24 protein-coding genes are annotated in these 23,384 nt (G+C 37.5%); 11 read left to right on the top strand and 13 right to left on the bottom strand.

All coding sequences use genetic code 11. From position 1 onward, the window contains the following. Positions 1 to 110 precede the first annotated feature (110 nt). Both JM83_RS05945 and JM83_RS05940 read right to left on the bottom strand, forming a co-directional pair. Entirely contained in the window at positions 111 to 620 is a 510-nt protein-coding gene (locus JM83_RS05945; protein ID WP_144960293.1) for an acyl-CoA thioesterase, read from the bottom strand. A gap of 58 nt (positions 621 to 678) precedes the next feature. Continuing rightward, on the bottom strand, positions 679 to 1,611 hold the full coding sequence (locus JM83_RS05940) for an SPOR domain-containing protein (protein ID WP_144960290.1): 933 nt from the start codon (positions 1,609 to 1,611) through the stop codon (positions 679 to 681). Between the two features lie 180 nt (positions 1,612 to 1,791). Between JM83_RS05940 and dprA the strand changes: the two genes are divergently transcribed. Beyond that, entirely contained in the window at positions 1,792 to 2,892 is a 1,101-nt protein-coding gene (gene dprA / locus JM83_RS05935) for a DNA-processing protein DprA (RefSeq protein ID WP_144960288.1), read from the top strand. On the opposite strand, the gene trpS is transcribed toward dprA, so the two are convergent. After that, complete coding sequence (trpS, locus tag JM83_RS05930; protein ID WP_144960286.1) at positions 2,889 to 3,857, bottom strand: tryptophan--tRNA ligase; 969 nt, start codon at positions 3,855 to 3,857, stop codon at positions 2,889 to 2,891. The two genes, dprA and trpS, sit on opposite strands and share 4 nt — an antisense overlap. 74 nt (positions 3,858 to 3,931) lie before the next feature. Here trpS and JM83_RS05925 point away from each other — a divergent pair, with 74 nt between their 5' ends. Beyond that, positions 3,932 to 4,672 carry a lysophospholipid acyltransferase family protein gene (locus tag JM83_RS05925; protein WP_144960284.1) on the top strand — a complete coding sequence of 247 codons (741 nt, stop codon included), beginning with the start codon at positions 3,932 to 3,934 and terminating at the stop codon, positions 4,670 to 4,672. A gap of 3 nt (positions 4,673 to 4,675) precedes the next feature. Here the strand turns inward: JM83_RS05925 and JM83_RS05920 are convergent, their stop codons facing one another. From JM83_RS05920 to recA, 4 genes are all read right to left on the bottom strand, one after another. Beyond that, positions 4,676 to 6,001 (bottom strand): hypothetical protein, encoded by a 1,326-nt coding sequence (locus JM83_RS05920; protein WP_144960282.1) that lies wholly within the window; start codon positions 5,999 to 6,001, stop codon positions 4,676 to 4,678. A 2-nt stretch (positions 6,002 to 6,003) separates the two neighbouring features. Then, entirely contained in the window at positions 6,004 to 6,546 is a 543-nt protein-coding gene (locus JM83_RS05915; RefSeq protein ID WP_144960279.1) for an RNA polymerase sigma factor, read from the bottom strand. Between the two features lie 24 nt (positions 6,547 to 6,570). Continuing rightward, positions 6,571 to 6,987, bottom strand: coding sequence for a hypothetical protein (locus tag JM83_RS05910; RefSeq protein WP_144960277.1), 417 nt, complete (start codon positions 6,985 to 6,987; stop codon positions 6,571 to 6,573). A 168-nt stretch (positions 6,988 to 7,155) separates the two neighbouring features. Beyond that, a complete protein-coding gene (recA, locus tag JM83_RS05905) occupies positions 7,156 to 8,172 on the bottom strand; it encodes a recombinase RecA (RefSeq protein WP_144960276.1) in 1,017 nt (338 codons plus the stop codon). A 353-nt stretch (positions 8,173 to 8,525) separates the two neighbouring features. On the opposite strand from recA, the gene JM83_RS05900 reads away from it, so the two are divergent. The 9 genes from JM83_RS05900 to JM83_RS05860 all read left to right on the top strand — a co-directional run bounded on the left by JM83_RS05900 (position 8,526) and on the right by JM83_RS05860 (position 17,112). Beyond that, complete coding sequence (locus tag JM83_RS05900; RefSeq protein WP_144960274.1) at positions 8,526 to 9,767, top strand: peptidase U32 family protein; 1,242 nt, start codon at positions 8,526 to 8,528, stop codon at positions 9,765 to 9,767. After that, positions 9,767 to 9,997 (top strand): ferredoxin, encoded by a 231-nt coding sequence (locus JM83_RS05895; protein ID WP_144960272.1) that lies wholly within the window; start codon positions 9,767 to 9,769, stop codon positions 9,995 to 9,997. The genes JM83_RS05900 and JM83_RS05895 overlap by 1 nt, the downstream gene beginning before the upstream one ends. A 38-nt stretch (positions 9,998 to 10,035) precedes the next feature. Beyond that, entirely contained in the window at positions 10,036 to 11,067 is a 1,032-nt protein-coding gene (locus tag JM83_RS05890; protein ID WP_144960270.1) for a rhodanese-related sulfurtransferase, read from the top strand. A 117-nt stretch (positions 11,068 to 11,184) separates the two neighbouring features. Next, positions 11,185 to 12,348, top strand: coding sequence for a stage 0 sporulation family protein (locus tag JM83_RS05885; RefSeq protein ID WP_144960268.1), 1,164 nt, complete (start codon positions 11,185 to 11,187; stop codon positions 12,346 to 12,348). Continuing rightward, complete coding sequence (locus JM83_RS05880) at positions 12,341 to 12,826, top strand: gliding motility lipoprotein GldH (protein WP_144960266.1); 486 nt, start codon at positions 12,341 to 12,343, stop codon at positions 12,824 to 12,826. Before JM83_RS05885 ends, JM83_RS05880 begins: the two co-directional genes overlap by 8 nt. 13 nt (positions 12,827 to 12,839) lie before the next feature. Then, the gene (locus JM83_RS05875; protein ID WP_186435055.1) at positions 12,840 to 15,152 is read left to right on the top strand and encodes a penicillin-binding protein 1A; all 2,313 of its coding nucleotides are present in this window, start codon (positions 12,840 to 12,842) and stop codon (positions 15,150 to 15,152) included. A 187-nt stretch (positions 15,153 to 15,339) separates the two neighbouring features. Further along, on the top strand, positions 15,340 to 16,044 hold the full coding sequence (locus tag JM83_RS05870; protein ID WP_144960262.1) for a CoA transferase subunit A: 705 nt from the start codon (positions 15,340 to 15,342) through the stop codon (positions 16,042 to 16,044). Between the two features lie 15 nt (positions 16,045 to 16,059). Continuing rightward, a complete protein-coding gene (locus tag JM83_RS05865) occupies positions 16,060 to 16,416 on the top strand; it encodes a four helix bundle protein (protein WP_144960260.1) in 357 nt (118 codons plus the stop codon). A 39-nt stretch (positions 16,417 to 16,455) separates the two neighbouring features. Further along, positions 16,456 to 17,112, top strand: coding sequence for a CoA transferase subunit B (locus tag JM83_RS05860; RefSeq protein WP_144960258.1), 657 nt, complete (start codon positions 16,456 to 16,458; stop codon positions 17,110 to 17,112). Positions 17,113 to 17,263: 151 nt separating this feature from the next. On the opposite strand, the gene JM83_RS05855 is transcribed toward JM83_RS05860, so the two are convergent. From JM83_RS05855 to JM83_RS05830, 6 genes are all read right to left on the bottom strand, one after another. Next, the gene (locus tag JM83_RS05855) at positions 17,264 to 18,559 is read right to left on the bottom strand and encodes a tetratricopeptide repeat protein (RefSeq protein WP_144960256.1); all 1,296 of its coding nucleotides are present in this window, start codon (positions 18,557 to 18,559) and stop codon (positions 17,264 to 17,266) included. Between the two features lie 63 nt (positions 18,560 to 18,622). After that, positions 18,623 to 19,318 (bottom strand): DUF4331 family protein, encoded by a 696-nt coding sequence (locus JM83_RS05850; RefSeq protein WP_144960254.1) that lies wholly within the window; start codon positions 19,316 to 19,318, stop codon positions 18,623 to 18,625. Between the two features lie 26 nt (positions 19,319 to 19,344). Continuing rightward, a complete protein-coding gene (locus tag JM83_RS05845) occupies positions 19,345 to 20,022 on the bottom strand; it encodes a DUF4331 family protein (RefSeq protein ID WP_144960252.1) in 678 nt (225 codons plus the stop codon). 218 nt (positions 20,023 to 20,240) lie between these two features. Then, positions 20,241 to 21,233, bottom strand: coding sequence for an acyl-ACP desaturase (locus JM83_RS05840; protein ID WP_144960250.1), 993 nt, complete (start codon positions 21,231 to 21,233; stop codon positions 20,241 to 20,243). Positions 21,234 to 21,380: 147 nt separating this feature from the next. Next, complete coding sequence (locus JM83_RS05835) at positions 21,381 to 22,109, bottom strand: metallophosphoesterase family protein (protein ID WP_144960248.1); 729 nt, start codon at positions 22,107 to 22,109, stop codon at positions 21,381 to 21,383. A gap of 1 nt (position 22,110) precedes the next feature. Beyond that, positions 22,111 to 23,247, bottom strand: a complete 1,137-nt coding sequence (locus tag JM83_RS05830) for an ATP-binding protein (protein WP_144960246.1) — start codon at positions 23,245 to 23,247, stop codon at positions 22,111 to 22,113. Positions 23,248 to 23,384 lie beyond the last annotated feature (137 nt).

Genomic DNA, 23,384 nt, shown 5'->3' with positions numbered 1-23,384 from the left:
GGATAATTTTTTTATCACGGATCTCGAACAGACTTTACTGTATAAAAATTGTATATAGTTATCTAATGAGCTCTATTCTGTTTTAAGAAATATTGAAATTAGGAAAAGACTTATTCAAACAAGGCCTTGAGTTCGGTAGCTTCAGAAGGTTTCATTTTACCTGCTAGTACCAAGCTCAATTGTTTTCTTCGCAAAGCAGCTTCAAATCGCTCTGTTTCCAACTTTGTTTCAGGAATTAACTCGGGTACAATTACAGGAGTTCCTGTTTCGTCTACCGCTACAAAAGTGTAGATAGCTTCATTGGCCCTAGAACGTTTTCCGCTTTCGCGATCCTCCACCCAAACATCTATAAAGATCTCCATAGAAGTCTTAAAAGCTCGGGACACAGCAGCTTCTACAGTTACAACACTTCCTAGTGGGATTGCTTTATTAAAGGCAACGTGGTTTACAGAGGCGGTTACCACAATTCTGCGGCTGTGTCTACGGGCAGCAATACTTGCAGCTCTATCCATACGAGCTAAAAGTTCCCCTCCAAAAAGATTGTTTAATGGATTGGTTTCACTTGGAAGTACCAAGTCGGTAAGAATAGTTCTGGAATCTTTAGGGTTTTTTGCTTGCATTTCGCCAATTTGGGGCAAAGGTACAGCGCTAAACTAGCCTAAACAAGTTAATAGATCCTTAAAGTTCTTGGATAAGCAACCAGGAGCCAGCGTTGGTTTTTTGAACAGCATATAGCGCATTGATAGCTTCCCTTCTTGTTTGATAACTGCTGTATACTACTTGATGCAAGCCATATTTGTTCTCCCCGATGTATCTTGCTTTATGACCATCGGCACGCAAATCTTTTACTTTTTGATGCGCATTTTCTTCCACACGGAAGGCTCCGGCAACAATATGATAATCCCCGCTCTGGTTGGTTACTGTAAAAGTGATTTCCGGCAGCGGATTGTCTATAATAAAAGTGGCTTGTTGTATTTTTTGCTGAAGTTGGGATTCCGCAGCTTGTTGCTCTGCAATATTATGGTTGGTTACCTGATTGCTATATAATTTTAATCCGGTAAAGCCTGTTAATCCTAATGCAAGGATTCCAATTGCAGCATATTTTAAGTAAGATGAAGCGCTTCTTTTTTCGGGGGTGAACAAAATAGGTGCTTTTTCTTCTATGTCTTCAACTTGCTTTTTAAGAACTTCCCTGGAAACTGAAATTGCAGGGATTGAAGATAAACCAAAAGCATCTGCTAAAAAGTTACTTGCGATTAACGGCTCGAATTGTAGTTTTCCTTCTTCAGTTATCTGGAAAGTCCCTATGTTTTTGACCGTAAAATTTTTGTCTTTTTCTATCTGTAATTGAAGTTGTTGAACATATTCTTCAATTTTGTAGACAGCCTGTTTGTATCCAAGATTCTCTACTTCCGCAATATAGTTGGCCAATAGGCCATCATTTTTCTTTAACTGCGAATTAAAGGAAAGTTGCTTTTTTGGAGGATAGAAATTTTGCTCTTTTTCATTGAATTCAGCAGAAACCTTTTGAGATAGAAAGGCGCCGAATCCAGGCAAAATCACACACTCGTATCTATAAAGTAAATCGGAAATATAGGTTGCTATAGTCATCAAAACAAAAATAAGGATTTATGCGACACCCTAAAAATAGCCAAAGATATCTTATTAACAAATCTTTTTTTTATGTAATTTTTGACTAATATTAAATTGAAATTCAACTATTTACCTCCTTATGGTTTTTAAAAATATGAAATTCAGTCTCAATTTATCTTTTATCGAAATTCCTTTTATATGAATGATCCTGAATTACTTTCGGTTTTAGCACTTCATAATGCCCCCAACCTCGGGGACAGCACCGCCAAGAAGTTAATTCGTCATTTTGGGTCTGCGGAAGCAATTTTTAAGGAGAAGCCAGCCAGTATATTAAAGATTGATGGCATTGGTAAAATTAGGTTGGAAGGGTTGTTCGATTCTGAGCGATTTAAAGCCGCCGAAGGGGAACTAAAATTCATAAAAAACAATAAAATCGATTGCCATTATTATCAGGATCCAGATTATCCCGAAAAACTGAAGCATTGCATCGATGGTCCTATTTTGCTTTTTTCGCGGGGAACTATCGATCTAAAAAACAGGAAAATACTGAGTATTGTTGGAACTCGAAAGATCACCTCCTCTGGTATTGAATTTTGCGAAAAACTTATTGAAGAGCTTTCACCTTTGGATCCTGTTATAGTTTCAGGCTTTGCCTATGGTGTGGATATCACCGCACAAAAGGCTGCGATTAAAAACCAACTGCAAACTATTGGCTGTCTTGCACATGGCTTAAACCAGATTTACCCTAAGTCACATGCCAGATATATTTCTCAAATCGAAGAGAATGGGGGTTTCTTTACCGATTTTTGGAGCAGCGACACTTTCGATAGAAATAATTTCTTGAAACGAAACAGAATCATTGCCGGTCTAAGCGAAGCAATAGTGGTTATAGAAAGTGCCGAAAAAGGAGGCTCCCTTGTAACAGCTGATATTGCCAATTCGTATGACAGGGAAGTGTTTGCGGTTCCTGGGAGGCCTTCAGATCTTCAAAGTGCCGGGTGCCTTAATTTAATAAAATCCCAGAATGCTCATGTATTAACCTCCGCCGCCGATTTACTATATATTCTAAATTGGGAGCTCAAGCCTACGGTAAAGGAAATTCAGAAACAGTTGTTCATAGAGTTGGAACCTCATGAACAATTGATTTATGATTTTCTTCAAGATAAGGGCAAACAACAATTAGATCATATTTCCCTAAATTGTAAGATGCCCACATTTAAAGCCGCGGGAATTTTACTGGAAATGGAACTAAAAGGAGCCATTAGGCCTTTGCCCGGAAAACTCTTTGAAGTTATTTAATATCCTAACCGGGTTCTTACCTTATCCAAAACTGTAGTGGCCACTGCAGTGGCTTTGATCGCACCTTTTTTTAAAGCGGCATCAATTTGGGCAGGGTTGTTCATGTAATATTCATATTTCTCACGTTCTTTCGAGAACTTCTCAACAATTAATTCGAAAAGTGCCTGTTTTGCATGCCCATACCCATAATTTCCACCAAGATAGTTTTGCTTAAGCGCTTCCACTTGATCTTTGGCTCCCAGTAATTTATAAATAGCAAACACATTACAAGTATCGGGATCCTTAGGCTCTTCCATAGGAGTGCTATCGGTTTGGATACCCATGATCTGTTTCCTTAATTTTTTATCTGTCTGAAATAAGTTGATCACATTATCCTTGGACTTGCTCATCTTGGTACCATCGGTACCTGGAATATACATAATATGTTCCTCTGCTCTTGCTTTTGGGATCACAAAAGTTTCCCCCATTTGAGCATGAAATCTCGTTGCCACATCCCTCGTCATCTCTATATGTTGTAATTGATCTTTTCCAACCGGAACAATTTCAGCATCGTATAAAAGAATATCTGCAGCCATTAGCATTGGGTAAGTGAATAAACCGGAGTTAACATCTTCTAACCTATCTGCCTTATCTTTAAAAGAATGTGCAAGTGTAAGTCTTTGGTAAGGAAAAAAACAGCTTAAATACCATGAAAGCTCCGTTACTTGCGGGATATCACTTTGCCTATAGAAAACGGTCTTTTCAATATCCAGTCCAAATGCCAGCCAAGCTGCCGCAATAGAATATGTGTTTTCTTTTAGTAGTGCTGCGTCTTTGATTTGCGTAAGCGAATGCAGGTTGGCAATAAACAAAAACGAGTCATTTTCGGGCTTATTAGCCATTTCTATCGCTGGAATTATTGCTCCAAGTAAATTTCCTAAGTGTGGGGTTCCCGTACTTTGTACGCCCGTAAGTATTCTTGCCATGGAATTTTTTAAATTTTCACAAAGGTACTTCTTTTGTTGAACTCGCTTAATTCATTTTAGTATTTTTGGAGACTATGAACATATTAAAAGTTGGTTTAATCGCATTGTGGAGAATCTGGTTCTATATTCTAATGGGACTTCCTATTTTAATTATGCTGCCTTTTTTACTGATATTTTCATCTTCTGAAAAATTTTATCCTCAGTATTTTTTCTGCACGCGAATATGGGCGAAATCAATTTTATACGGAATGGGTTTTATTCCAAAAAAATTGAACGCAGCGAATCTTGGAAATGGAAGCAGTTATATGTTTGTTGCGAATCATACCTCAATTATAGATATTATGATGATGCTTGCGGTGATAGACCATCCCTTTATTTTCGTCGGGAAAAAGGAGCTTACCAAAATTCCACTTTTTGGGTTTTTCTATAAACGCACCTGTATAGTAGTGGACAGGGGCGACCAGAAAAGCAAATTGCGAGTATTCAAGGAGGCCCAAAGAAGGTTAAATCAGGGAAACAGCATTTGTATTTTCCCCGAAGGCGGGGTGCCAGACGATAAAACAATAGAGTTGGTTGCCTTTAAAGATGGTGCATTTAGATTGGCAATAGATCATCAAATTCCAATTGTGCCCATTACATTTCATGATAATAAAAAACGTTTTTCCTATACGTTCTTTTCTGGAAGTCCTGGGATTATGAGGGCGAAAGTACATGAAATAATCCCAACCGTGAATAAAGTGCAAGAGGATAAAAGGGAATTAAAGAAGGAGGTTTACGAGGTGATCCTTCAAGAATTGAGAAATCCTTCGTTATAATCTTTAAAATTTAAAGCTAAACCCAGAATACACCCCAAAATAATAAGGGTTTACATTTCCGGTGGTATTACTAAACGTGTTTAATTGATACTTGAATATTGGTTCAAAATTCAATTGAAACTGGGGAGAGATATTATAATCAAAGCCAACTCCCAGATTGGTGGTAAAACTTACATTATTTAAATTGTTGGCTTCCCCAAGGTTTGTAGAAAAATCTGTAGCCTTAAGAGAGATCATATTGTCATTAAGGAATAAAGTACTTCCTCCACCAATAATATTCAGCCCAATCTTTTTGTCTATAATTACATATTCTATTTCCAAGGGAACTTCAATAAACCCTAATTTCTGGTTTAAATACCCAGCGGTAGGAGACGCTAAACTTGCTCTATCAAATTCTGCGGAAGCACTTAAATTGCTGAATTGCCGTACCGTTCTATTTTCTATCCTAAAATTAGGGATATTCCCTTCGGCATAATTTATTCCGCTTAGTGTGGTTGGATTCACCGCTACTGTAAATGCAATGTTTTTGGTGTTATAGCTTAGATCTACCTTGCTAATACCAGATCTAAGCTTGATTTTTTCTGAAATTTGATATGCTAAGTTTATTCCATAGGAAATCGATACCTCACCACTACTTTCATTATTTGCGAATTGAGAATCAATAGAAGAACCAGTTCCAAAATTGTCGTAATAAATAGGAGCTGCCATAGTGGAAACTCGAAGTTTCTTAGATGAAATAGTGTTTTCCGCAATTGCCTTTTCTTCACTTACCAAAGAAGGAATAGGAAGGTCCTTCTTGTTTTTCAATGAAGTTTTACGTTCTTTATTTTCCTTCGGGATTTCATTTACAACTGCGTTGTTATAATCGCTGAAGGTATATTTATCGCTCGTGACCATAGAGATCACTTTTGTATTTCTCTGATTGCCACCGGTATTTGAGGTTGGTATTATTGAATTCTTCAGCGTCTCGTCTCCTTCCATATTTTTGGTGTCCTGCATGATTGCTTTCAATATAATTGAAGATCTAATCATGTTTTGAGTGTATTGCTGGGAAGCTAAACTAAAGTTTAAAGAATCATCATCTACTAGAGATAATACAGATTGTGCATTGGTAGAAGTGTTCTTGAATAGGTCACTGGCATAATTTATAAATAAAGCGAGCAGAGCCGCAACTCCCGCCATTTTATACCATAAAGGCAAAATGCGTCGTTTTCTCTTATTCTCCTTTAAGCGAGAGGATATATTATCCCACACCACATCGCGTGGGGCAGCTTCGAAATCCTTGAATTTCTCTTGAAAAACCCTATCTATGTGCTTTCTTTCTTCCATTCTTAATAAGATTGTGCCACTCCCATAACTTGGCTGGCCTCAATCTTTTCTTTTAGTATAATTCTTGCTCTTGCCAAATTAGATTTGGACGTACCTACCGATATTTGCATCATCTCGGCTATCTCCTTGTGGGAATATCCATCCAATGCATAAAAATTAAAAACTTGCCGATACCTATCTGGCAACTCCTGTATAATCTTCAATAAATAATCTACAGATACTAGTTCATCATCAATTTCAACTTCCGGTTCTTTTAATTGTTCTTCGTTTACAAGTTCAAAAACAGTCTGTTTTCTGTATTTCTGGAGGGTGTTATTGATCATTACACGTTTCATCCAACCTTCAAACGAACCTTTGTCTTGGTACTGTTTGATTTTACTGAATATTATAATAAAGCCATCCTGCAGGTTGTCTTCAGCCTGCTGGTAGCTATTGGAATATTTTAAGCAAACAGCGAACAATTTATTGGCATACAGCCTATACAATTGTTCCTGCGCTTTTATATCCTTTTTTTTACAGTTATGTATGAGTTGTTCTAAACTCAATCGCCGGGGTAATTTTGGTTAATATTAATTTCCTGACGGAATAACGGGAACCTCTTTTGTTAAAAACTCATCTTCACCTACTGAAGATTTTCCCTGCCAGAATCTAAAGGTATAAAAATCCTCCCGTTCTACAACAAAATTTAATTTTGCTGTTTGCTGTAAATTCCCGGTAGAGTTACAATTAGTATTGCCTGAACGATAACTGTTTACCACTCCAACCACAATTGTATTTTCATTTTTCGAAACATCAAATCCCGAAAAATAATGACAACTCGTGGTTTTTTTATAAAGAACATCAAACTCGTACGCTTGCCCAGATTTTAAACTATCTGGGAGGTTTACAGACACTGTGGGAGCTAATTCTTGATTTAGGGAATCATTATCGTTTTTGGAACAACCTAAACTTAGGCAAGTAACAAGTAACCACAACAATCTTTTCATTTCAATAAATATCAAACCTTACAGGTTCTGTAATTTACAGATGCATTTTTAACCAAAGGGTTGCGTATAAACATTAAAAAAACCCGCAATTGCGGGTTTTTTTAATGTTCGGGAAAAACCTTCAAGGGATGAAACCCTCAACGAGGGGTAAAAACCTTTAAAAAGGGCTTATTGCTCTTTTGCTACTTTAATGGCATTGGTGATCTTTTCTTCCAATTCATCCATTAGATCTGGATTATCTTTAAGAATGGCTTTTACGGCATCGCGGCCTTGTCCCAGCTTGGTGTCTTCGTAACTAAACCATGAGCCACTTTTTTTAATGATCTCATAATCCACTCCAATATCTATAATTTCCCCGATTTTGGAGATTCCTTCGCCGTACATGATATCAAATTCCGCCATTCTAAAAGGTGGGGCAACTTTATTTTTCACAACCTTAACACGGGTTTTATTGCCCATTACGTTGCTGTTGCTATCTTTTATTTGAGTGGACCTTCTAATGTCCAATCTCACTGAAGCGTAAAATTTAAGGGCATTTCCACCAGTGGTGGTTTCTGGATTTCCAAACATTACTCCAATTTTTTCTCGAAGTTGATTAATAAAAATTACCGTACAATTGGTTTTGCTAATACTCGCTGTAAGTTTTCTTAAAGCCTGGGACATTAGCCGTGCGTGCAATCCCATTTTAGAATCCCCCATTTCCCCTTCGATTTCACTTTTAGGGGTAAGTGCAGCTACAGAATCTATTACAATAATATCTATTGCACCAGAACGAATCAAATTATCGGTAATTTCCAGCGCTTGTTCTCCGTTATCTGGTTGTGAAATAATTAGGTTTTCAATATCTACCCCAAGATTCCCAGCATAATACCTGTCAAACGCGTGTTCTGCATCAATAAAAGCCGCAATTCCCCCAGCTTTTTGGGCTTCTGCAATTGCATGAAGGGTAAGCGTGGTTTTTCCAGAAGATTCTGGCCCGTAGATCTCGATCACTCTACCTCTTGGATATCCGCCAACACCTAAAGCAACATTAAGACCTAAAGATCCTGTGGAAATAGCTTCTACATCTGAAACCGCTTGGTCGCTCATTTTCATTACCGTTCCCTTTCCATAAGTTTTGTCCATCTTATCCAAGGTTAGTTTCAAGGCTTTTAACTTTGCTTCTTTTTCTTTTTCGTTGCTCATTTCTTCTTTTTTATTTGCGTGCTGCTAAAATAGTACAAGTTTTCCTTCACTACAATTTTAACACGCAACCTTTTTGGATTTTTTGCATCTAATTTATAGTAAAACCAATAAGTATGCGTTTTATAAAAATAAGTTTAATCTTGAATGGGGTTGATTCTGGTATAACCATCCTTGGGATGGGAAATATTAGAATTGATGGCGGCTAACGTTATTTGATTGTTTTAACGAAAAATTTAAAATAATAAATAACGAATTAGCCATTCGAAAAAAATGCTTTGAAATTCATTTTTCAAGGCATTTTTTTGTGCTTGAAATTAAAGGCTTATCTTTGCCCTCCTGAATTTTATGATGTTATGACCAGTACGGGAAAAATCGAATTAATGGCTCCGGCGGGGAACTTTGAGTCTCTCCAGGCAGCCTTGGATAATGGGGCAGATTCCATTTATTTTGGGGTGGAACAATTAAATATGCGGGCCCGGGCGAGCATTAACTTTACACTTAAGGACCTTTCCGAAATCACACGAAGATGTAAGGGAAAAAATGTAAGGACTTACCTTACCCTCAATACTATTATTTACGATCACGATTTATCTCTAGTTAAAACCTTGCTGGACGCTGCCAAGAATGCAGGCGTAACAGCAGTAATCGCGATGGATCAGGCGGTGATAGCTTATGCACGCCAAATAAACATGGAGGTGCATATTTCTACCCAGATCAATATAACAAACATAGAGACCGTTAAATTCTATTCCCTTTTTGCCGACACTATGGTGATGAGCAGGGAGCTTAGTTTGCGACAGGTCAAGAAGATTTGTGACCAAATAAAGAAGGAGGAGATTAAAGGACCTTCCGGTAATTTGGTTGAAGTAGAGGTTTTTGGCCACGGGGCTTTGTGCATGGCGGTTTCGGGGAAATGTTACCTGAGTTTGCATTCCTATAATTCTTCGGCCAACCGGGGTGCCTGCAAGCAAAATTGCAGAAAGAAATATACGGTTACCGATCAGGAAACAGGTTTTGAAATAGAATTGGACAATGAGTACATGATGTCCCCAAAGGATCTATGTACGTTGGATTTTTTGGATCAGGTGATAGATACGGGAGTAAAAGTTCTAAAGGTTGAAGGTAGGGGAAGATCACCGGAATACGTGGCTACGGTAATTAAAACTTACCGGGAGGCTATAGATGCCTATTACGATGACACATATACCAAAGAAAAAGTAGTCACCTGGATGGGGGAGCTGGAGAAAGTATATAACCGTGGTTTCTGGAGCGGATATTATCTTGGGCAAAAGTTGGGGGAATGGAGTGATGGATCTGGTTCTCAGGCTACCCAAAAGAAAGTTTATGTAGGGAAAGGGGTACATTATTTTCCAAAAGCGGGTATTGCCGAATTTAAAATTGAGGCCTACGATATTATGTTAGGCGATAAATTATTGGTGACCGGGCCAACTACCGGGGCCAAAGAATTTCATTTAACCGGGATAATGGTAAATGATAAGAATTCTGAAAATGCTAAAAAAGGGGATTCCTGTACTATTCCTTTGGATTTTAGAATACGTCTTTCAGATAAATTATATAAAATAGTACCCTCATAATGGTTATTGTTACTTTACAGAGAAACAAATGCATAGGTTGTAATTATTGCGTGGAAATGGCATCGTTACAATTTCAGATGTCTAAAAAAGACGGAAAAAGTGTTTTGTTGAATTCAATTGAAAAAAAGGGGTTTTTCACACTTAAATCCCATGATAACAGTATTTTTGAAGATTGTTTACAAGCACAAAAAGCTTGTCCGGTTAAGATTATCACCGTGAAACAAGTATGATTTTATAGTATTCTTTAACCTTAAAATATTGGTATAGCATGCAACTGTACAATAAACTAAGCGCAAAGGAAAGAGCAACTCTTATCGAGGAAGCCGGGGAAGACCGGTTAACACTTTCCTTTTACGCCTACGCCAAAATTGGAAACCCAAAATTATTTAGGAATTATTTGTTCCTTGCCTGGGATGCGATGGAGGTTTTAGGGAGGATTTATGTCGCCCATGAGGGTATAAATGCTCAACTTTCAGTCCCGGCGAAGAAATTCAACGAATTCAAAAACTTCTTGGACAGCATTTATTTCCTTGAAAAAATACGATTGAATATCGCAATAGAACATGATCTAAAATCTTTTTTGAAGCTAAAAGTGAAAGTTAGGGATAAGATCTTGGCAGATGGTCTGGAAGACGAAAGTTTTGATGTCACCAATAAAGGGGTACATGTTGATGCCGACAAATTTAATGAGCTTCTGGATGATCCCAATACCATTTTAGTGGATATGCGTAATCACTATGAGAGCGAAATAGGGCATTTTAAAGGTGCTATCACTCCAGATGTGGATACTTTTCGGGATTCTTTATCAATTATTGAAGAAGATCTTAAAGAGCATAAGGAAGACAAGAACCTGGTGATGTATTGCACAGGGGGGATTCGATGTGAAAAGGCCAGTGCCTATTACAAGCACAAAGGATTTAAAAAGGTTTTTCAGCTAGAAGGCGGAATTATAGAATATGCCAGACAAGTTGAAAACCGCTCTTTAGAGAACAAATTTGTGGGCAAAAACTTCGTGTTCGATCATAGACGGGGAGAACGGATTACAGGTGAAGTTATTTCCAATTGTCACCAATGCGGAAAAGCCTGTGACACCCATGTAAATTGTGCAAACGAAGCCTGTCATTTGTTGTTTATTCAGTGTGAAGAATGTTCCAAAGCAATGGACACGTGTTGTTCTGCTAAATGTAAAGAAATAAATGCACTTCCTTATGAAGAACAAAAAGCACTTAGAAAAGGGATACCAAATAGCAACAAGATCTTTAAAAAAGGAAGGTCTGAAGTATTAAAATACAAGCATTAAGTAATCTAGGGGAAATCCCACGGTACCAATAAATATTGGTATATTTACTTTTTTAGAATTAATAATAACTCCAAATCCAACAAGCTTTGTTTTGTTAGGATTTTCAATATATATAATATGGGATGCAGTACTTGCGCGACCGGGAAAGATGGTCAGCCTAAAGGATGTAAAAATAATGGTACCTGTGGTACCGATGGGTGCAATAAATTAACTGTTTTTGATTGGCTTGCCAACATGTCTTTACCCAATGGGGTAGAGCCATTTAACTGCGTTGAGGTTCGATTTAAAAACGGTAGAAAACAATTTTTTCATAATCCCGAAAATTTAACCTTGAGCATTGGAGATGTGGTAGCTACAGAAGCTGCACCGGGCCACGATGTTGGTGTGGTAACGCTTACCGGGGAATTGGTTAGGGTTCAGATGAAAAAGAAGAAGGTTAAAGAGGATAGTGAAGAAGTACTTAAAATATATAGAAAAGCTTCCCAGCGGGATATAGATGTATGGCAGGAAGCTAGGGACAAAGAAGATAAAATGAAGGTTCGTGCCAGGGAAATAGCTATTAGGCTAGATCTACGCATGAAGATTAGCGATATCGAATTTCAAGGAGATGGTTCTAAAGCCACTTTTTATTATACCGCAGAAGAACGAGTGGATTTCCGTCAGTTAATTAAGGAATTTGCCAGGGAATTCAATACCCGTATTGAAATGCGCCAAATCGGTTTCCGGCAGGAAGCAGCCAGACTAGGCGGAATTGGATCCTGCGGAAGGGAATTGTGTTGTTCTACTTGGTTAACAGACTTTAGATCTGTAAATACTTCGGCAGCAAGATATCAGCAACTTTCATTGAATCCTCAAAAATTAGCGGGCCAATGCGGAAAGTTGAAGTGCTGTTTAAATTATGAGTTGGACACGTATTTAGATGCATTGAAAGATTTTCCGAAGACAGATACCAAACTATACACTAAAAAAGGTACAGCGGTATGTCAAAAAATAGACATTTTTCAAGGAGTATTATGGTACGCTTATGAAGGGGAATGGATGAACTGGCATAAACTAACGGCAGAGCAGGCTTCTAAAATTGTTAAAGCAAACATTGCGAAAGAACCTATTGCCAGTTTAGAGGAATATGAAGTATTTGTAGAGGTTGCAAAAGCATCCAAAACAGATTATACCAACGTGGTGGGGCAGGATAGTTTAACGAGGTTTGACACCCCAAAGGCTAAAACCAATAAACGTAGAAAGAATAAACGTAGGAAAGGTAAACCTTCTAAAAATGCCTAGATCGTTTTTTTTTATTCTATCCCTAGTTTGTCTTTTTATTGCCTGTGATGAGGATCGGGTATTCGACGAATATAAAAGTCTGCCCAATCAATGGAATAAAGACTCGATTATTACGTTTAATCTTCAAAATATAGATTCTGTACAGCGTTACAATTTATTTTTCAATATTAGAAACAACAACGATTTTCAATACAGTAATTTGTTTTTAATTTCGGAGATCCAGTTTCCAGAAGGCAAGGTGATTACAGATACTTTGGAATATGAAATGGCGGCTCCGGATGGTAAATGGCTGGGCACGGGATTTGGCGATGTAAAAGAAAATAAACTTTGGTACAAAGAACAAGTTCAGTTCCCAGAGTCGGGAAAATACAAGGTTTCCATCCAACATGCAATGCGCAAGAATGGAAACGAAAAAGGAATAGAAAACCTTAAAGGGATCACAGAAGTAGGTTTTCGAATAGAAAAGATCCCTAATTAATGTAATGGCACCCATGGCAAACCCTTCGAAAAAGACAACCGCTAAAAAATCAACTGGTTTTAGAAAATATATTGTAGGATTCTGGACCCTTTTTGGTGCCGGAATTTTATTGATCATTGTTTTGTTCTTGCTTGCCGGATGGGGGGCATTTGGAAAAATGCCAAAATTCGAAGAACTGGAAAACCCAGAAACCAACTTGGCGACAGAAATATTTTCTTCAAATGGAGAAACTCTTGGGAAATATTATAGCGAGAACAGAACTCCTATTAAATATGATGACCTTCCAGATCATTTAATAGAAGCCCTTGTTGCCACTGAAGATGAACGTTATTATCAGCATTCTGGAATAGATGCTCAAGGGACTTTAAGGGCTGCAGTGTTTTTAGGGACTCGTGGCGGGGCAAGTACCATTACACAGCAATTGGCAAAACTATTGTTTACAGAAGATGTTTCTAAAAACTTTCTTGAAAGGGTGATTCAGAAGTTCAAGGAATACATCATCGCCATCCGCTTGGAACGTCAGTATACCAAAGAAGAGATTATAACCATGTACTTTAACAAGTACGATTTTATTTATCAGGCAGTAGGAATTCGTTCTGCCGCAAAGATTTATTTTGACAAAGAGGCAAAGGACTTAAAACTGGAAGAAGCCGCCGTGTTGGTCGCCATGCTAAAAAATTCAGCATTATATAATCCCGTAAGAAGACCAGAACTTGTAGAGCAAAGAAGAAACCAGGTTTTCAAACAAATGGAAAGAAACGGGTTTCTAACAAGGGAGGAAAAGGACTCTTTACAGCAAATCCCAATGAAAATCACCTTTACTCCACAGGGACATGATGAAGGAATTGCTACTTATTTTAGGGTATATCTACAAGGCTTTATGAAAAATTGGATCGAGAAAAATCCAAAAGTAGATGGTACCAATTATAACATTTATCGCGATGGATTAAGGATCTACACCAGTATAGATTCTAGAATGCAAGAGTTTGCCGAAGATGCTGTAGCGAAGCACATGGCTAACCTTCAGAAAGAATTCGACCGACAAAATAAGTCCAATAAAACGGCCCCGTTTAGGGATATAGATGAAGATGAGGTTGCAAATATTATGAAAAATGCCATGAGGGTTTCTGAAAGATGGCATAAAATGGAAGCCCAAGGAAAATCTAGGGAGGAGATTGTAAAATCTTTCGATGTGAAAAGCGAAATGAGGGTCTTTAGTTGGAAAGGTGCCAAGGATACCATCATGACACCAAGAGATTCTATTTTATATTACAAATCTTTCTTACAGGCCGGAATGATGTCCATGACCCCACAAACTGGGGAAGTTAAAGCTTGGGTAGGAGGAATAGATTTCAAGAGCTTTAAGTATGAGCATGTTAAGCAAGCAAAAAGGCAAGTAGGCTCCACTTTTAAGCCTTTTGTATATGCTACAGCGATAGATCAGTTAAAATTATCCCCTTGCGACACCTTGCCAAGAAACCATTTTACTATAGAAGCCGGTAAAATGGGAACACAAAGTGATTGGTCCCCAAGAAATAGTGATGGTAAATATGAAGGCATGCTGACCCTTAAAAGCGCTCTTGCAAATTCTGTGAATACCATTTCGGCAAGATTGATCGCTCAAACCGGACCTCGCCCGGTTATAGAATTATTGAATAAGCTAGGAGTAGATACCAAAGATATTCCTGCCGTGCCTTCCATTGCCTTAGGAACTGCAGATATGAGCTTGTTCGAAATGGTTTCAGCCTATAGCACTTTTGCAAATGAGGGAGTGTATGTAAAACCTGTGATTGTAAATAGAATAGAAGACAAGAACGGTACGGTACTTTATCAGCATGTGCCGGAAGCCAAGGATGTAATGAGCAAGGAAACCGCTTATGTTACGGTAAACCTTATGGAAGGAGTTACTCAAGGTGGGTCTGGTACCAGATTAAGAGGGAATTGGGCAGTAAACAATGATTTTTATAAAAGAGCGATGACGGGTTATCCATATGATTTCAAGAATCCGATTGCAGGTAAAACGGGTACTACACAAAATCAAAGTGACGGATGGTTTATGGGAATGGTACCTAATTTGGTTACCGGAGTTTGGGTTGGTGGAGAAGATCGTGCGGTACACTTTCCTGGAATTACTTATGGGCAAGGAGCTACCATGGCATTGCCTATTTGGGGAATGTACATGAAAGATGTTTATACTGAAAAAGATCTTGGTGTTTCCAGTGGAGCTTTTCCAAGGCCAGAAAATTTATCCATTGAAATAAATTGTGATGAATACAAGCAGAATCAAAATGGTTCTCAAAGGATCCCAGACGAGCTGGAATTTTAATTTTTTTCACTTTTTAAGAATATCAAATGCCACATCAAGTATAGCTTAGATGTGGCATTTGATATTTGTTTTATAGAAGCATACCTTCAGAAATAATACAAGTTCATACCCTTTCAATTTAAATTCAAGCATTTAAAACGTTGTAGTAAGATCAAACTTTTTGTAAATTTCGGCAAATGAAATTTCAATGATCAAAAAAACCGTAAAGAACGTTCAGGAAGCACTAGATGGTGTAAAGGATGGGATGACAATGATGCTAGGGGGCTTCGGACTTAGTGGTATCCCAGAAAACTCTATTTCAGAATTAGTAAAACTCAATCTCAAAGATCTTACTTGTATTTCCAATAATGCAGGGGTAGATGATTTTGGTTTAGGATTGTTGCTTCATAAAAAGCAAATCAAGAAAATGATCTCTTCTTACGTTGGAGAAAATGCTGAATTCGAAAGACAAATGCTAAGTGGCGAACTGGATGTAGAGTTAACTCCTCAAGGAACCTTAGCAGCAAAGTGCCAGGCAGCCCAGCAAGGATTTCCTGCGGTCTATACACCGGCCGGTTTTGGAACCGAGGTTGCCGAAGGAAAGGAAACCCGCGAATTCGATGGTAAAATGTATGTTTTGGAGCATGCATACAAAGCCGACTTTGCTTTTGTAAAGGCATGGAAAGGGGATGAAGCTGGGAATCTTATTTTCAAAGGAACAGCGCGAAACTTCAATCCTTTAATGTGCGGTGCAGCAACAATCACCGTTGCCGAGGTGGAAGAATTGGTGAAGCCGGGTGAGCTGGATCCAAATCAAATTCATATCCCTGGAATATTTGTTCAGCGAATCTTTCAAGGAAAGAATTATGAAAAAAGAATTGAACAGAGAACGGTACGTAAGTCAATGGATTAAATTAACAATGTACCAATGATAGAAAAAAGAAATCCAGTCTTGGAAAAGTCAATTGATTTTGCGTTAATCGTTATGGAGTTTTGCGAACTTCTAGAGCAGAATCGCAAATTTGTAATCGCAAATCAATTACTAAAGGCTGGGACGAGTATTGGTGCCAATATACATGAATCTCAAAATGCAGAGAGTAGGATAGATTTCATTCATAAAATGAAGATTGCATTAAAGGAATTGGAAGAAACAAAATATTGGTTAATACTTTGTGATCGAGCAAAATCTTATCCTTTCAATCCAGCCCTAAAAACCAGCGTTGATGAATTAGGCTTAATCATGTATAAAATTGTAAGTACTAGTAAAAGAAACTTAGCTAAATAATTGATTCATTTTTACATTAATTAATTACCACATTAAAATATGTTAGACAAAAACGGAATTGCAAAAAGGATTGCGCAAGAAGTTCAAGATGGTTACTATGTTAACCTTGGGATTGGGATCCCCACTTTGGTTGCCAATTTTGTTAGGGATGATATAAACGTAGAATTTCAGAGCGAGAACGGGATTTTAGGAATGGGACCATTCCCTTTTGAAGGAGAAGAGGATGCCGATCTTATTAATGCCGGAAAACAAACCATCACAGCCTTGCCTGGAGCTAGCTTTTTTGATTCTGCCATGAGCTTCGGGATGATTCGTGGGCAACATGTGGACCTTACGATCCTTGGAGCTATGGAAGTAGCGGAGAATGGAGATATTGCCAATTGGAAGATCCCCGGAAAGATGGTGAAAGGAATGGGTGGCGCAATGGATCTCGTAGCATCTGCTGAAAACATCATAGTTGCTATGATGCATACCAATAGGGCTGGAGAATCCAAATTATTGAAAAGGTGTTCTTTACCCTTAACAGGAGTTGGTTGTGTCACCAAAATAGTAACAGAATTGGCGGTGATCGAGGTTGCTGACAAAGGCTTCAAATTGTTGGAACGAGCTCCCGGGGTAAGTGTGGAAGATATTAAAAAAGCAACTGAAGGAACATTGATTGTTGAAGGTGATATTCCTGAGATGAAATTGAATTAATATAAAATTTTTAGGCTCTAGTTTAGAGAAGCCTTGATAATGAGACACTATTCGCTCCCTTCCCTTTCTAATCCTCCCCCTGTGGGGAGGGCTTCAAAATAACCTTGGAGTAAACTACAGCTAATTTTTATGTAAAAAGAAGGTCCTTTTCCTATAAAGCGTGAATCTCCCTTAATTTAACAGGTCCCATTTCGTAGCCTGCTTCCAGTAATTCTTCCTTAATATCTATAACCATATCGGGCATCATGTTAGCTTTGTAAATCTTTGCCATGGTAAGTAAGGCAGTAGGCTCAAAAGTTTTATCAACAACATGATCGTTTATTATTGCCAAAGCTTTTTCTTTATTGCCATTTGCCAAATTGGCCAAAGCCAATAACTGATACGTCTCGGGAGTTGCCCTGTTCTCGATTTCTTGTTCCGCCAAAGCCAATGCTTCTTTTTTAGTTGCAGCATGTTCAGTTAATGCTTCAATTTTGTAGGTATTATACATATTTCCATAAGCTGGATCATTTGCCAATTTCCAAAAAGAGTCCATTGCAGATTTCTTTGCTTTTTTGTCGTTTTCAAATTCTACTATTTCAGCTTTTAGTAAATAATAATCTGGGGATACATGTCCTGTTAAAACGGAATCAAGAATTCTTTGTGCTTCTACACTATTATTATCTTTTGAATATGCTATCCATGCAATTCCTTTTTTAGCGTAGGCATTGGAACTGTCTATTTCCAAGGTTTTTAAATAGTGCTCATAACTATCCTGAATTCTTCCATCATGGCCATAATAATCGGCTATGTTGGAATACACCCATAAAAGTTGTCCTCTATTTTTACTGGCTTCAGCTTTTTCTTTAGCTCTTTCCATGAACATAATGGTCATGTCCAGCTTCCCTTTATAATCATTCCATTTTGCAGCTCTAATAATATAATCGAAATCCTCTGGGTCTGCAAAAAGCTTCTTGATGCTATCTGCTTTGCCATAATTTCCTAATTCCATGTGAACATCAAAAAGCAAATGCTGGGTAGCAGGTATATTTTTAGATAATTGAGCCGCAGAATCGGCATAAACCATTGCTTCTTTAAATCTATGCTGGGAAATGTAATTTCTGGCCAAAGCCCTGTAATATTTTTCTTTGTCAATATTGGCTACTTGAACGGCTTTTTCTAAAGCTTGCTCCGCCTTTTTAAGATAAGCAATGTCTCCAGTAGATTCGAAAAACATATTATACTGGCCGGCTACGGCAGTAAAACTTGAAAGTTCCATACTATCTGCAGTGATCTTGGAATTCCATAATTCAAAATAAGGAGATGTAGATCTTGCTTTTTGAATAGCTAGAAAATTATTGTAATCTTCAGCTTTGGTTATCTTATTATCTTTTTCCTTTTCTGATGTTGAATCCTTACAGCTTATTATTAGCAAAAATGCTAACAATAAAATTAAATTGATTTTCATGGTGGTTAATTTTGTGTACAAAAAAGCCCTTTTTACAGGGCTTTTGAATATTGTTAAATAAAATTATTCTGGCGCTCCAATATAAGGAAAGCTAGTTGTAATATTATCGGCGGTAATAGCAACCCCATCTGTAACTAATTGTGGAAATCCATCTTGCCCATTAAAACGAGCTCCGGTTTCTCCACCAAAAAGCAAGATAAGTGAAACATCTATTACATCATCTTGCAATGTTCTACCGGTAAACCCAATAGCTCCATCAAACCCTGGATATCCAGATCCCGGGTTGAAATAAGTAGTGGGTGCATTTGGTGCAACTTCCAAAACATCATTTGAAAGGACGGTGGTTAATACAGCAGCAGAAACCGGGTTGGGATTGTCTTCCGAAGTTTCCATCCCTCCATTAAGTATAACCCCCAAAATATTTGGCTCGTAATTTACCTGCTCAGCAGTAAAACCTAAAAGTACGGCATAAGCATCATGCAAACCTTCTAATTGTGCTTCAAAATCGGCTTGAAAAGTTGCTTGCATCATTGAAGGGATTGTAACATTGTGCATGTTCTTGATATCTGCACTACCGCTTAAAACAGTGTTTATTCCAGGTCTTCCCATATGATCTACCTGACTATAAGTTCCGGTAAAATCCACTTCAGCAGGTGGAGGTGTTCCGCCTCCATTATCGTCATCATCATTACTACATCCTACCACCAAGAAGCTGGCACACAATGCTGCGAATAAAAATTTTATATTGTATATTTTCATAATTCTATGTTTTTAAGATTGATATATTATTGTTTCCTGTTCGTAGTCACCCAAGTTTTATACACAGGTACATTTATTACATTCATGGCAGTAGGGGTTCCCAATAAAGAATTTGGCACTTCCAATGCAATAGATAAAGTATTGGCACCATCAAAAGTATCTATGCCAGGAACATTAAATCCTGAATGATCTTCTTCTGTAGGGGCAATTACTTGATTGAAACGATTAAAGTCAAAATAGAAAGCATCTTGTCTTGGTCCAGCAAATAAGGAAACGCCATTACTAGTGGTAGTTGTAATTGCAGTATTAGAAGAAATTTCTACAGATCCTAAAGCATTTCCAGTTGCTACTTGACTATCTAATCCAGTAGACGATGGAGCGAATGGCCCAAAGAAATACATAATTCCATCTCTAGGAATAGCTTGAATAACTTGATCTTCTACCAAGTCACCATCTAAATCTATATTGATCTCGATAAGCACATCTTCATCGAAAGCGCCATATGTTAAATCTGGTAAAACATTGGATTGGACATTTACTATAAAGACAGTATTGTCTGAGCCTATTGTGGGCTCGAAAGCATAGAAGTCTGCAATATCAGCAGAAGTTCCCGCTACTCCTGGAGCATCAACGTGATCGGCGGCAATAAATACTGGCACGGCCAATATTATTCCTAAAACCGCAAAAATTTTAATCTTTTTCATAAGGATTGGTTTATTGTTTTTTAAATAATTTAAGAAAGACCATTGTTGGTCTACATTTTTATATACGGGAAGAAGAGGGGGGCGGTTTTTGGTTTCTAGTTAAGGTTTTGTTAAACGAAAACCCTCTAGACTATTGAATTGGAACGAGATCAATTATTTAAAACGAAAAAACCCCGATCTGTCGGATCGGGGTTTAATTAAAATATGTAAAGGCAATATTATAACATTCCGTTGGGTGCTACCCATTTAAATTGGTGTTGATCTTGAGGAATAGCAATCCTGCTTGCAATACGTGTCATTCTATCTGGTAAAGCCATTAAATAATCCCTAGCTTTTTCAGCGTCATCTGTAAGAGAGGTGAATTTATCTATTTGCCAGTATTCATTAAGCTTTTTTAAGATGTCTATATAATCGTAAGTTGTGTAAACACCTAAACGCTGTGCCGCATTGGAGAAATTTTCAAAGGCTGTTGCAATTCCTTCCCCAGATTCCCTTATAAATTGTGCAGGCATTACAATTTTCTTTTTCATCATATCCTGAAAAGCCAACATCATCTCGCTTGGGTCATGCTCAAAAATGATGTTTACAAATTCTCGATAGGCTAAATGATGCCTCATTTCATCCCCGGCAATAACATTGCACATTTTGGCAAGCATTTTATTTCCTTTGTTCTTGGCAAGTTGACCCACCCGCTTATGGGAAATGTTGGTGGCCAGCTCTTGGAAGCTGGTATATATAAAGTTTTTATAAGGATCACGCCCGGTTCCAATATCAAAACCATCATTAATTAAATATTGAGTAGTCTTTTCTATTTCTTTCATATCTACCCTTCCAGATAGGTAAAGGTATTTGTTCAAGGTATCACCATGCCGGTTTTCTTCTCCTGTCCAATGTCTAATCCATTTGGACCAACCATCATGTCTCCCATGTTGTTGCACCCCTTCCATATCCATTAACCAAGATTCGTAAGTGGGTAAAGCCTCTTCTGTAACCATATCGGCTACCAGAACAACCCAGAAGTCATAGCCTAATTCTTTAGACTCTTCACGGATCTGTTTAATTTCGTCTATATAATTTTCACTTTGTAGGTTTGGCAAAAGGTCTGTAGGTTGCCAAATTTCTTCTACCGGAATTAAATACTTATCTACAAAGCTGTCTACCTGCTTCTCGACAGTTTTCATTACTTCTAACCGGATATTGCTTAATGCCATAGCTTACTTTTTTTAGGGTTTCCATACATTACAAAAATGAATTCTGCAAAGCGCTGGCTTAATTCTTTTTAACATCAAAAATGATGCTTAACCTATTAATAATTTCAAATATATGAAGTTATTAAGGTTTGCATGCCTAAATTTTTATTAATTTCTCCCGTCCTCATTCGGATAGAGTTCATGAACAGGGTCACTTTGCCAAATCTTTTTGGTTGTGACCTCTATCGCAGAGATTTTTCCTTTGAATGCTGCCCCAGTATCCACATTCCAAACGTTTGCAATATTCACTGGTTTTTCTTTCCCAATGCGTGTTACGGGCGTATGTCCTATAAAGATCTCTTCAAAGAGAAGTAAGCGTTTTGGATAATAATCATTACTTCGATCTAGCTTTTTATCTAGCGAAAGCAGCATTTCCCATAGGGTTCTATCCCAAAATACGGTTTTTGGATGATATTCCTTTTCCGGACCATGAATATTTGTAAATCCGGCATGCACAAATAGGTTGTTATCTTGATCTATATAATAATTTACCATTTGAGAATAGAAATTTAAATGTTCCTCTATTTCTTCGGAAGAAAAATTTCTATACGCATCTATACTCGATTGCCCCCCATGTTGCAGCCATTGTTCATTTAAATCTCCTGTTTTCAACCATTCTTCCGTAAGATCATCATGATTTCCTCTTAAAAAAATACAGGAATTCTGTTTTGCAAGGTCAATTAAATAGGAAACCACATTGGCAGAGTCGCTCCATCCATCTACATAATCTCCCAAGAAAATGAGTTTATCACTTGGTAAAAGATCAATCCTCTCAAGAAGCTGGATAAGCGCTTTAAGCCCCCCATGAATATCGCCAATGGCAATTGTTCTGTTCATATTAGTTATATTTTACCTTTCTAAGGATTCTCATGCTTTCTTTATAAGATTGATATGCCTTCTTGCTATGGATCTTCAAATATTCCTTTGCTTCTTCCAATTTATCCATGGATGCATCAAATTCATTAAAATAACATATTAAATAGGAAGCGGGCATTTTAAGTAAATCCTTTTCCTCATTTTTAGTGAGCTTGGATCCTTTTTTCAGTTTTTCAAGCAACGCATTATTGGAATTATAGATATGATAAAGAATTTTTTTATCGAATTGGGGCGGTTTAAATAGCAGTTTGCTTTCCATATCGTAGCCTGCATTATCTTTAAAACTTATACTCACCTCTTCCAGCGGATAATACTGATACTTATCCTGAAGCCCTAAATGCATATATTCGATAATTTTGAAATAATCTTTGTCTATACGTATACTTACTACATCCAGTTCTGAATAAAACAATTTAACCTGTTCATTTATCAACTCGATATCCAATCGGGAATAGTAGGTTTCTCCCTTTATTTGCTTCGTTTTTCCTGCCCAGCAAACCACGAAATATTCTTTAAAGACTTTGTAGGACGGATGAAAATCCTTTCGTTTGTTCATAAAATCGAAAACGCCATCTAGGGTTAGCTCGATATTATTCTGCGCATGGTTCTCTATCGAAGCGACAATTTTAGAGTTGATATCTTTTAATTCTATCCCGAAATTCTTGGGCATGCTAATACTGCCTTCCCGAATATAAACTGCTCCCCCATAGTATTTCCAAATATTTTTTCGGAGGGCACAAACCTTTCCATTATTGGGTCTAATGGTAACCAATCCCACCACTAAATGATCTGGTAAATGTGGAAACGGAATATTCTCATAGGAAACCAAGGGAGGGTTTTCCAAATAGGCATTTATTAAGTTTTGGATCTTGCTATCATCAAAAAAATCTACCCCGGTAATAAAGTTGTCTTCATCTTCTACCCCAATCACTATGTAAGAATTATTCTTGGGATTGGAATTTGCAAGCGCACATACATGTTTTAAGAATTTAGCTTTGCCTTCCTTTTGGCCAATATTCAACGTCCGTTTTTTATCATAAAAGCTGTTCTCGTCGTTATGGGCGAGCAGGTTTTTTATTAATAGGCGTTTGTTGATCATTTCAGTATTCCTTATTCTCGATTATTTATTATCAAATTTATGGATGTTCGTTTTTACTCATAAAATCAAAATTATGAATAAATCATCATGCTGTCCCGAAATCTTTCGGGATGGTTTTAGCACCTAACATGAATAGT

Origin of the sequence: Gillisia sp. Hel_I_86, assembly GCF_007827275.1 — a bacterium.
Lineage (GTDB): Bacteria > Bacteroidota > Bacteroidia > Flavobacteriales > Flavobacteriaceae > Gillisia.
This window is presented reverse-complemented; position numbering and strand designations above follow the sequence as displayed.

Coding starts and splice junctions, on each gene's coding strand:
- JM83_RS05945 (WP_144960293.1), bottom strand. CDS start 620: ATGCAAGCAAAAAACCCTAAAGATTCCAGAACTATTCTTACCGACTTG.
- JM83_RS05940 (WP_144960290.1), bottom strand. CDS start 1,611: ATGACTATAGCAACCTATATTTCCGATTTACTTTATAGATACGAGTGT.
- dprA (WP_144960288.1), top strand. CDS start 1,792: ATGAATGATCCTGAATTACTTTCGGTTTTAGCACTTCATAATGCCCCC.
- trpS (WP_144960286.1), bottom strand. CDS start 3,857: ATGGCAAGAATACTTACGGGCGTACAAAGTACGGGAACCCCACACTTA.
- JM83_RS05925 (WP_144960284.1), top strand. CDS start 3,932: ATGAACATATTAAAAGTTGGTTTAATCGCATTGTGGAGAATCTGGTTC.
- JM83_RS05920 (WP_144960282.1), bottom strand. CDS start 6,001: ATGGAAGAAAGAAAGCACATAGATAGGGTTTTTCAAGAGAAATTCAAG.
- JM83_RS05910 (WP_144960277.1), bottom strand. CDS start 6,987: ATGAAAAGATTGTTGTGGTTACTTGTTACTTGCCTAAGTTTAGGTTGT.
- recA (WP_144960276.1), bottom strand. CDS start 8,172: ATGAGCAACGAAAAAGAAAAAGAAGCAAAGTTAAAAGCCTTGAAACTA.
- JM83_RS05900 (WP_144960274.1), top strand. CDS start 8,526: ATGACCAGTACGGGAAAAATCGAATTAATGGCTCCGGCGGGGAACTTT.
- JM83_RS05895 (WP_144960272.1), top strand. CDS start 9,767: ATGGTTATTGTTACTTTACAGAGAAACAAATGCATAGGTTGTAATTAT.
- JM83_RS05890 (WP_144960270.1), top strand. CDS start 10,036: ATGCAACTGTACAATAAACTAAGCGCAAAGGAAAGAGCAACTCTTATC.
- JM83_RS05885 (WP_144960268.1), top strand. CDS start 11,185: ATGGGATGCAGTACTTGCGCGACCGGGAAAGATGGTCAGCCTAAAGGA.
- JM83_RS05880 (WP_144960266.1), top strand. CDS start 12,341: ATGCCTAGATCGTTTTTTTTTATTCTATCCCTAGTTTGTCTTTTTATT.
- JM83_RS05875 (WP_186435055.1), top strand. CDS start 12,840: ATGGCAAACCCTTCGAAAAAGACAACCGCTAAAAAATCAACTGGTTTT.
- JM83_RS05870 (WP_144960262.1), top strand. CDS start 15,340: ATGATCAAAAAAACCGTAAAGAACGTTCAGGAAGCACTAGATGGTGTA.
- JM83_RS05865 (WP_144960260.1), top strand. CDS start 16,060: ATGATAGAAAAAAGAAATCCAGTCTTGGAAAAGTCAATTGATTTTGCG.
- JM83_RS05860 (WP_144960258.1), top strand. CDS start 16,456: ATGTTAGACAAAAACGGAATTGCAAAAAGGATTGCGCAAGAAGTTCAA.
- JM83_RS05855 (WP_144960256.1), bottom strand. CDS start 18,559: ATGAAAATCAATTTAATTTTATTGTTAGCATTTTTGCTAATAATAAGC.
- JM83_RS05850 (WP_144960254.1), bottom strand. CDS start 19,318: ATGAAAATATACAATATAAAATTTTTATTCGCAGCATTGTGTGCCAGC.
- JM83_RS05845 (WP_144960252.1), bottom strand. CDS start 20,022: ATGAAAAAGATTAAAATTTTTGCGGTTTTAGGAATAATATTGGCCGTG.
- JM83_RS05840 (WP_144960250.1), bottom strand. CDS start 21,233: ATGGCATTAAGCAATATCCGGTTAGAAGTAATGAAAACTGTCGAGAAG.
- JM83_RS05835 (WP_144960248.1), bottom strand. CDS start 22,109: ATGAACAGAACAATTGCCATTGGCGATATTCATGGGGGGCTTAAAGCG.
- JM83_RS05830 (WP_144960246.1), bottom strand. CDS start 23,247: ATGATCAACAAACGCCTATTAATAAAAAACCTGCTCGCCCATAACGAC.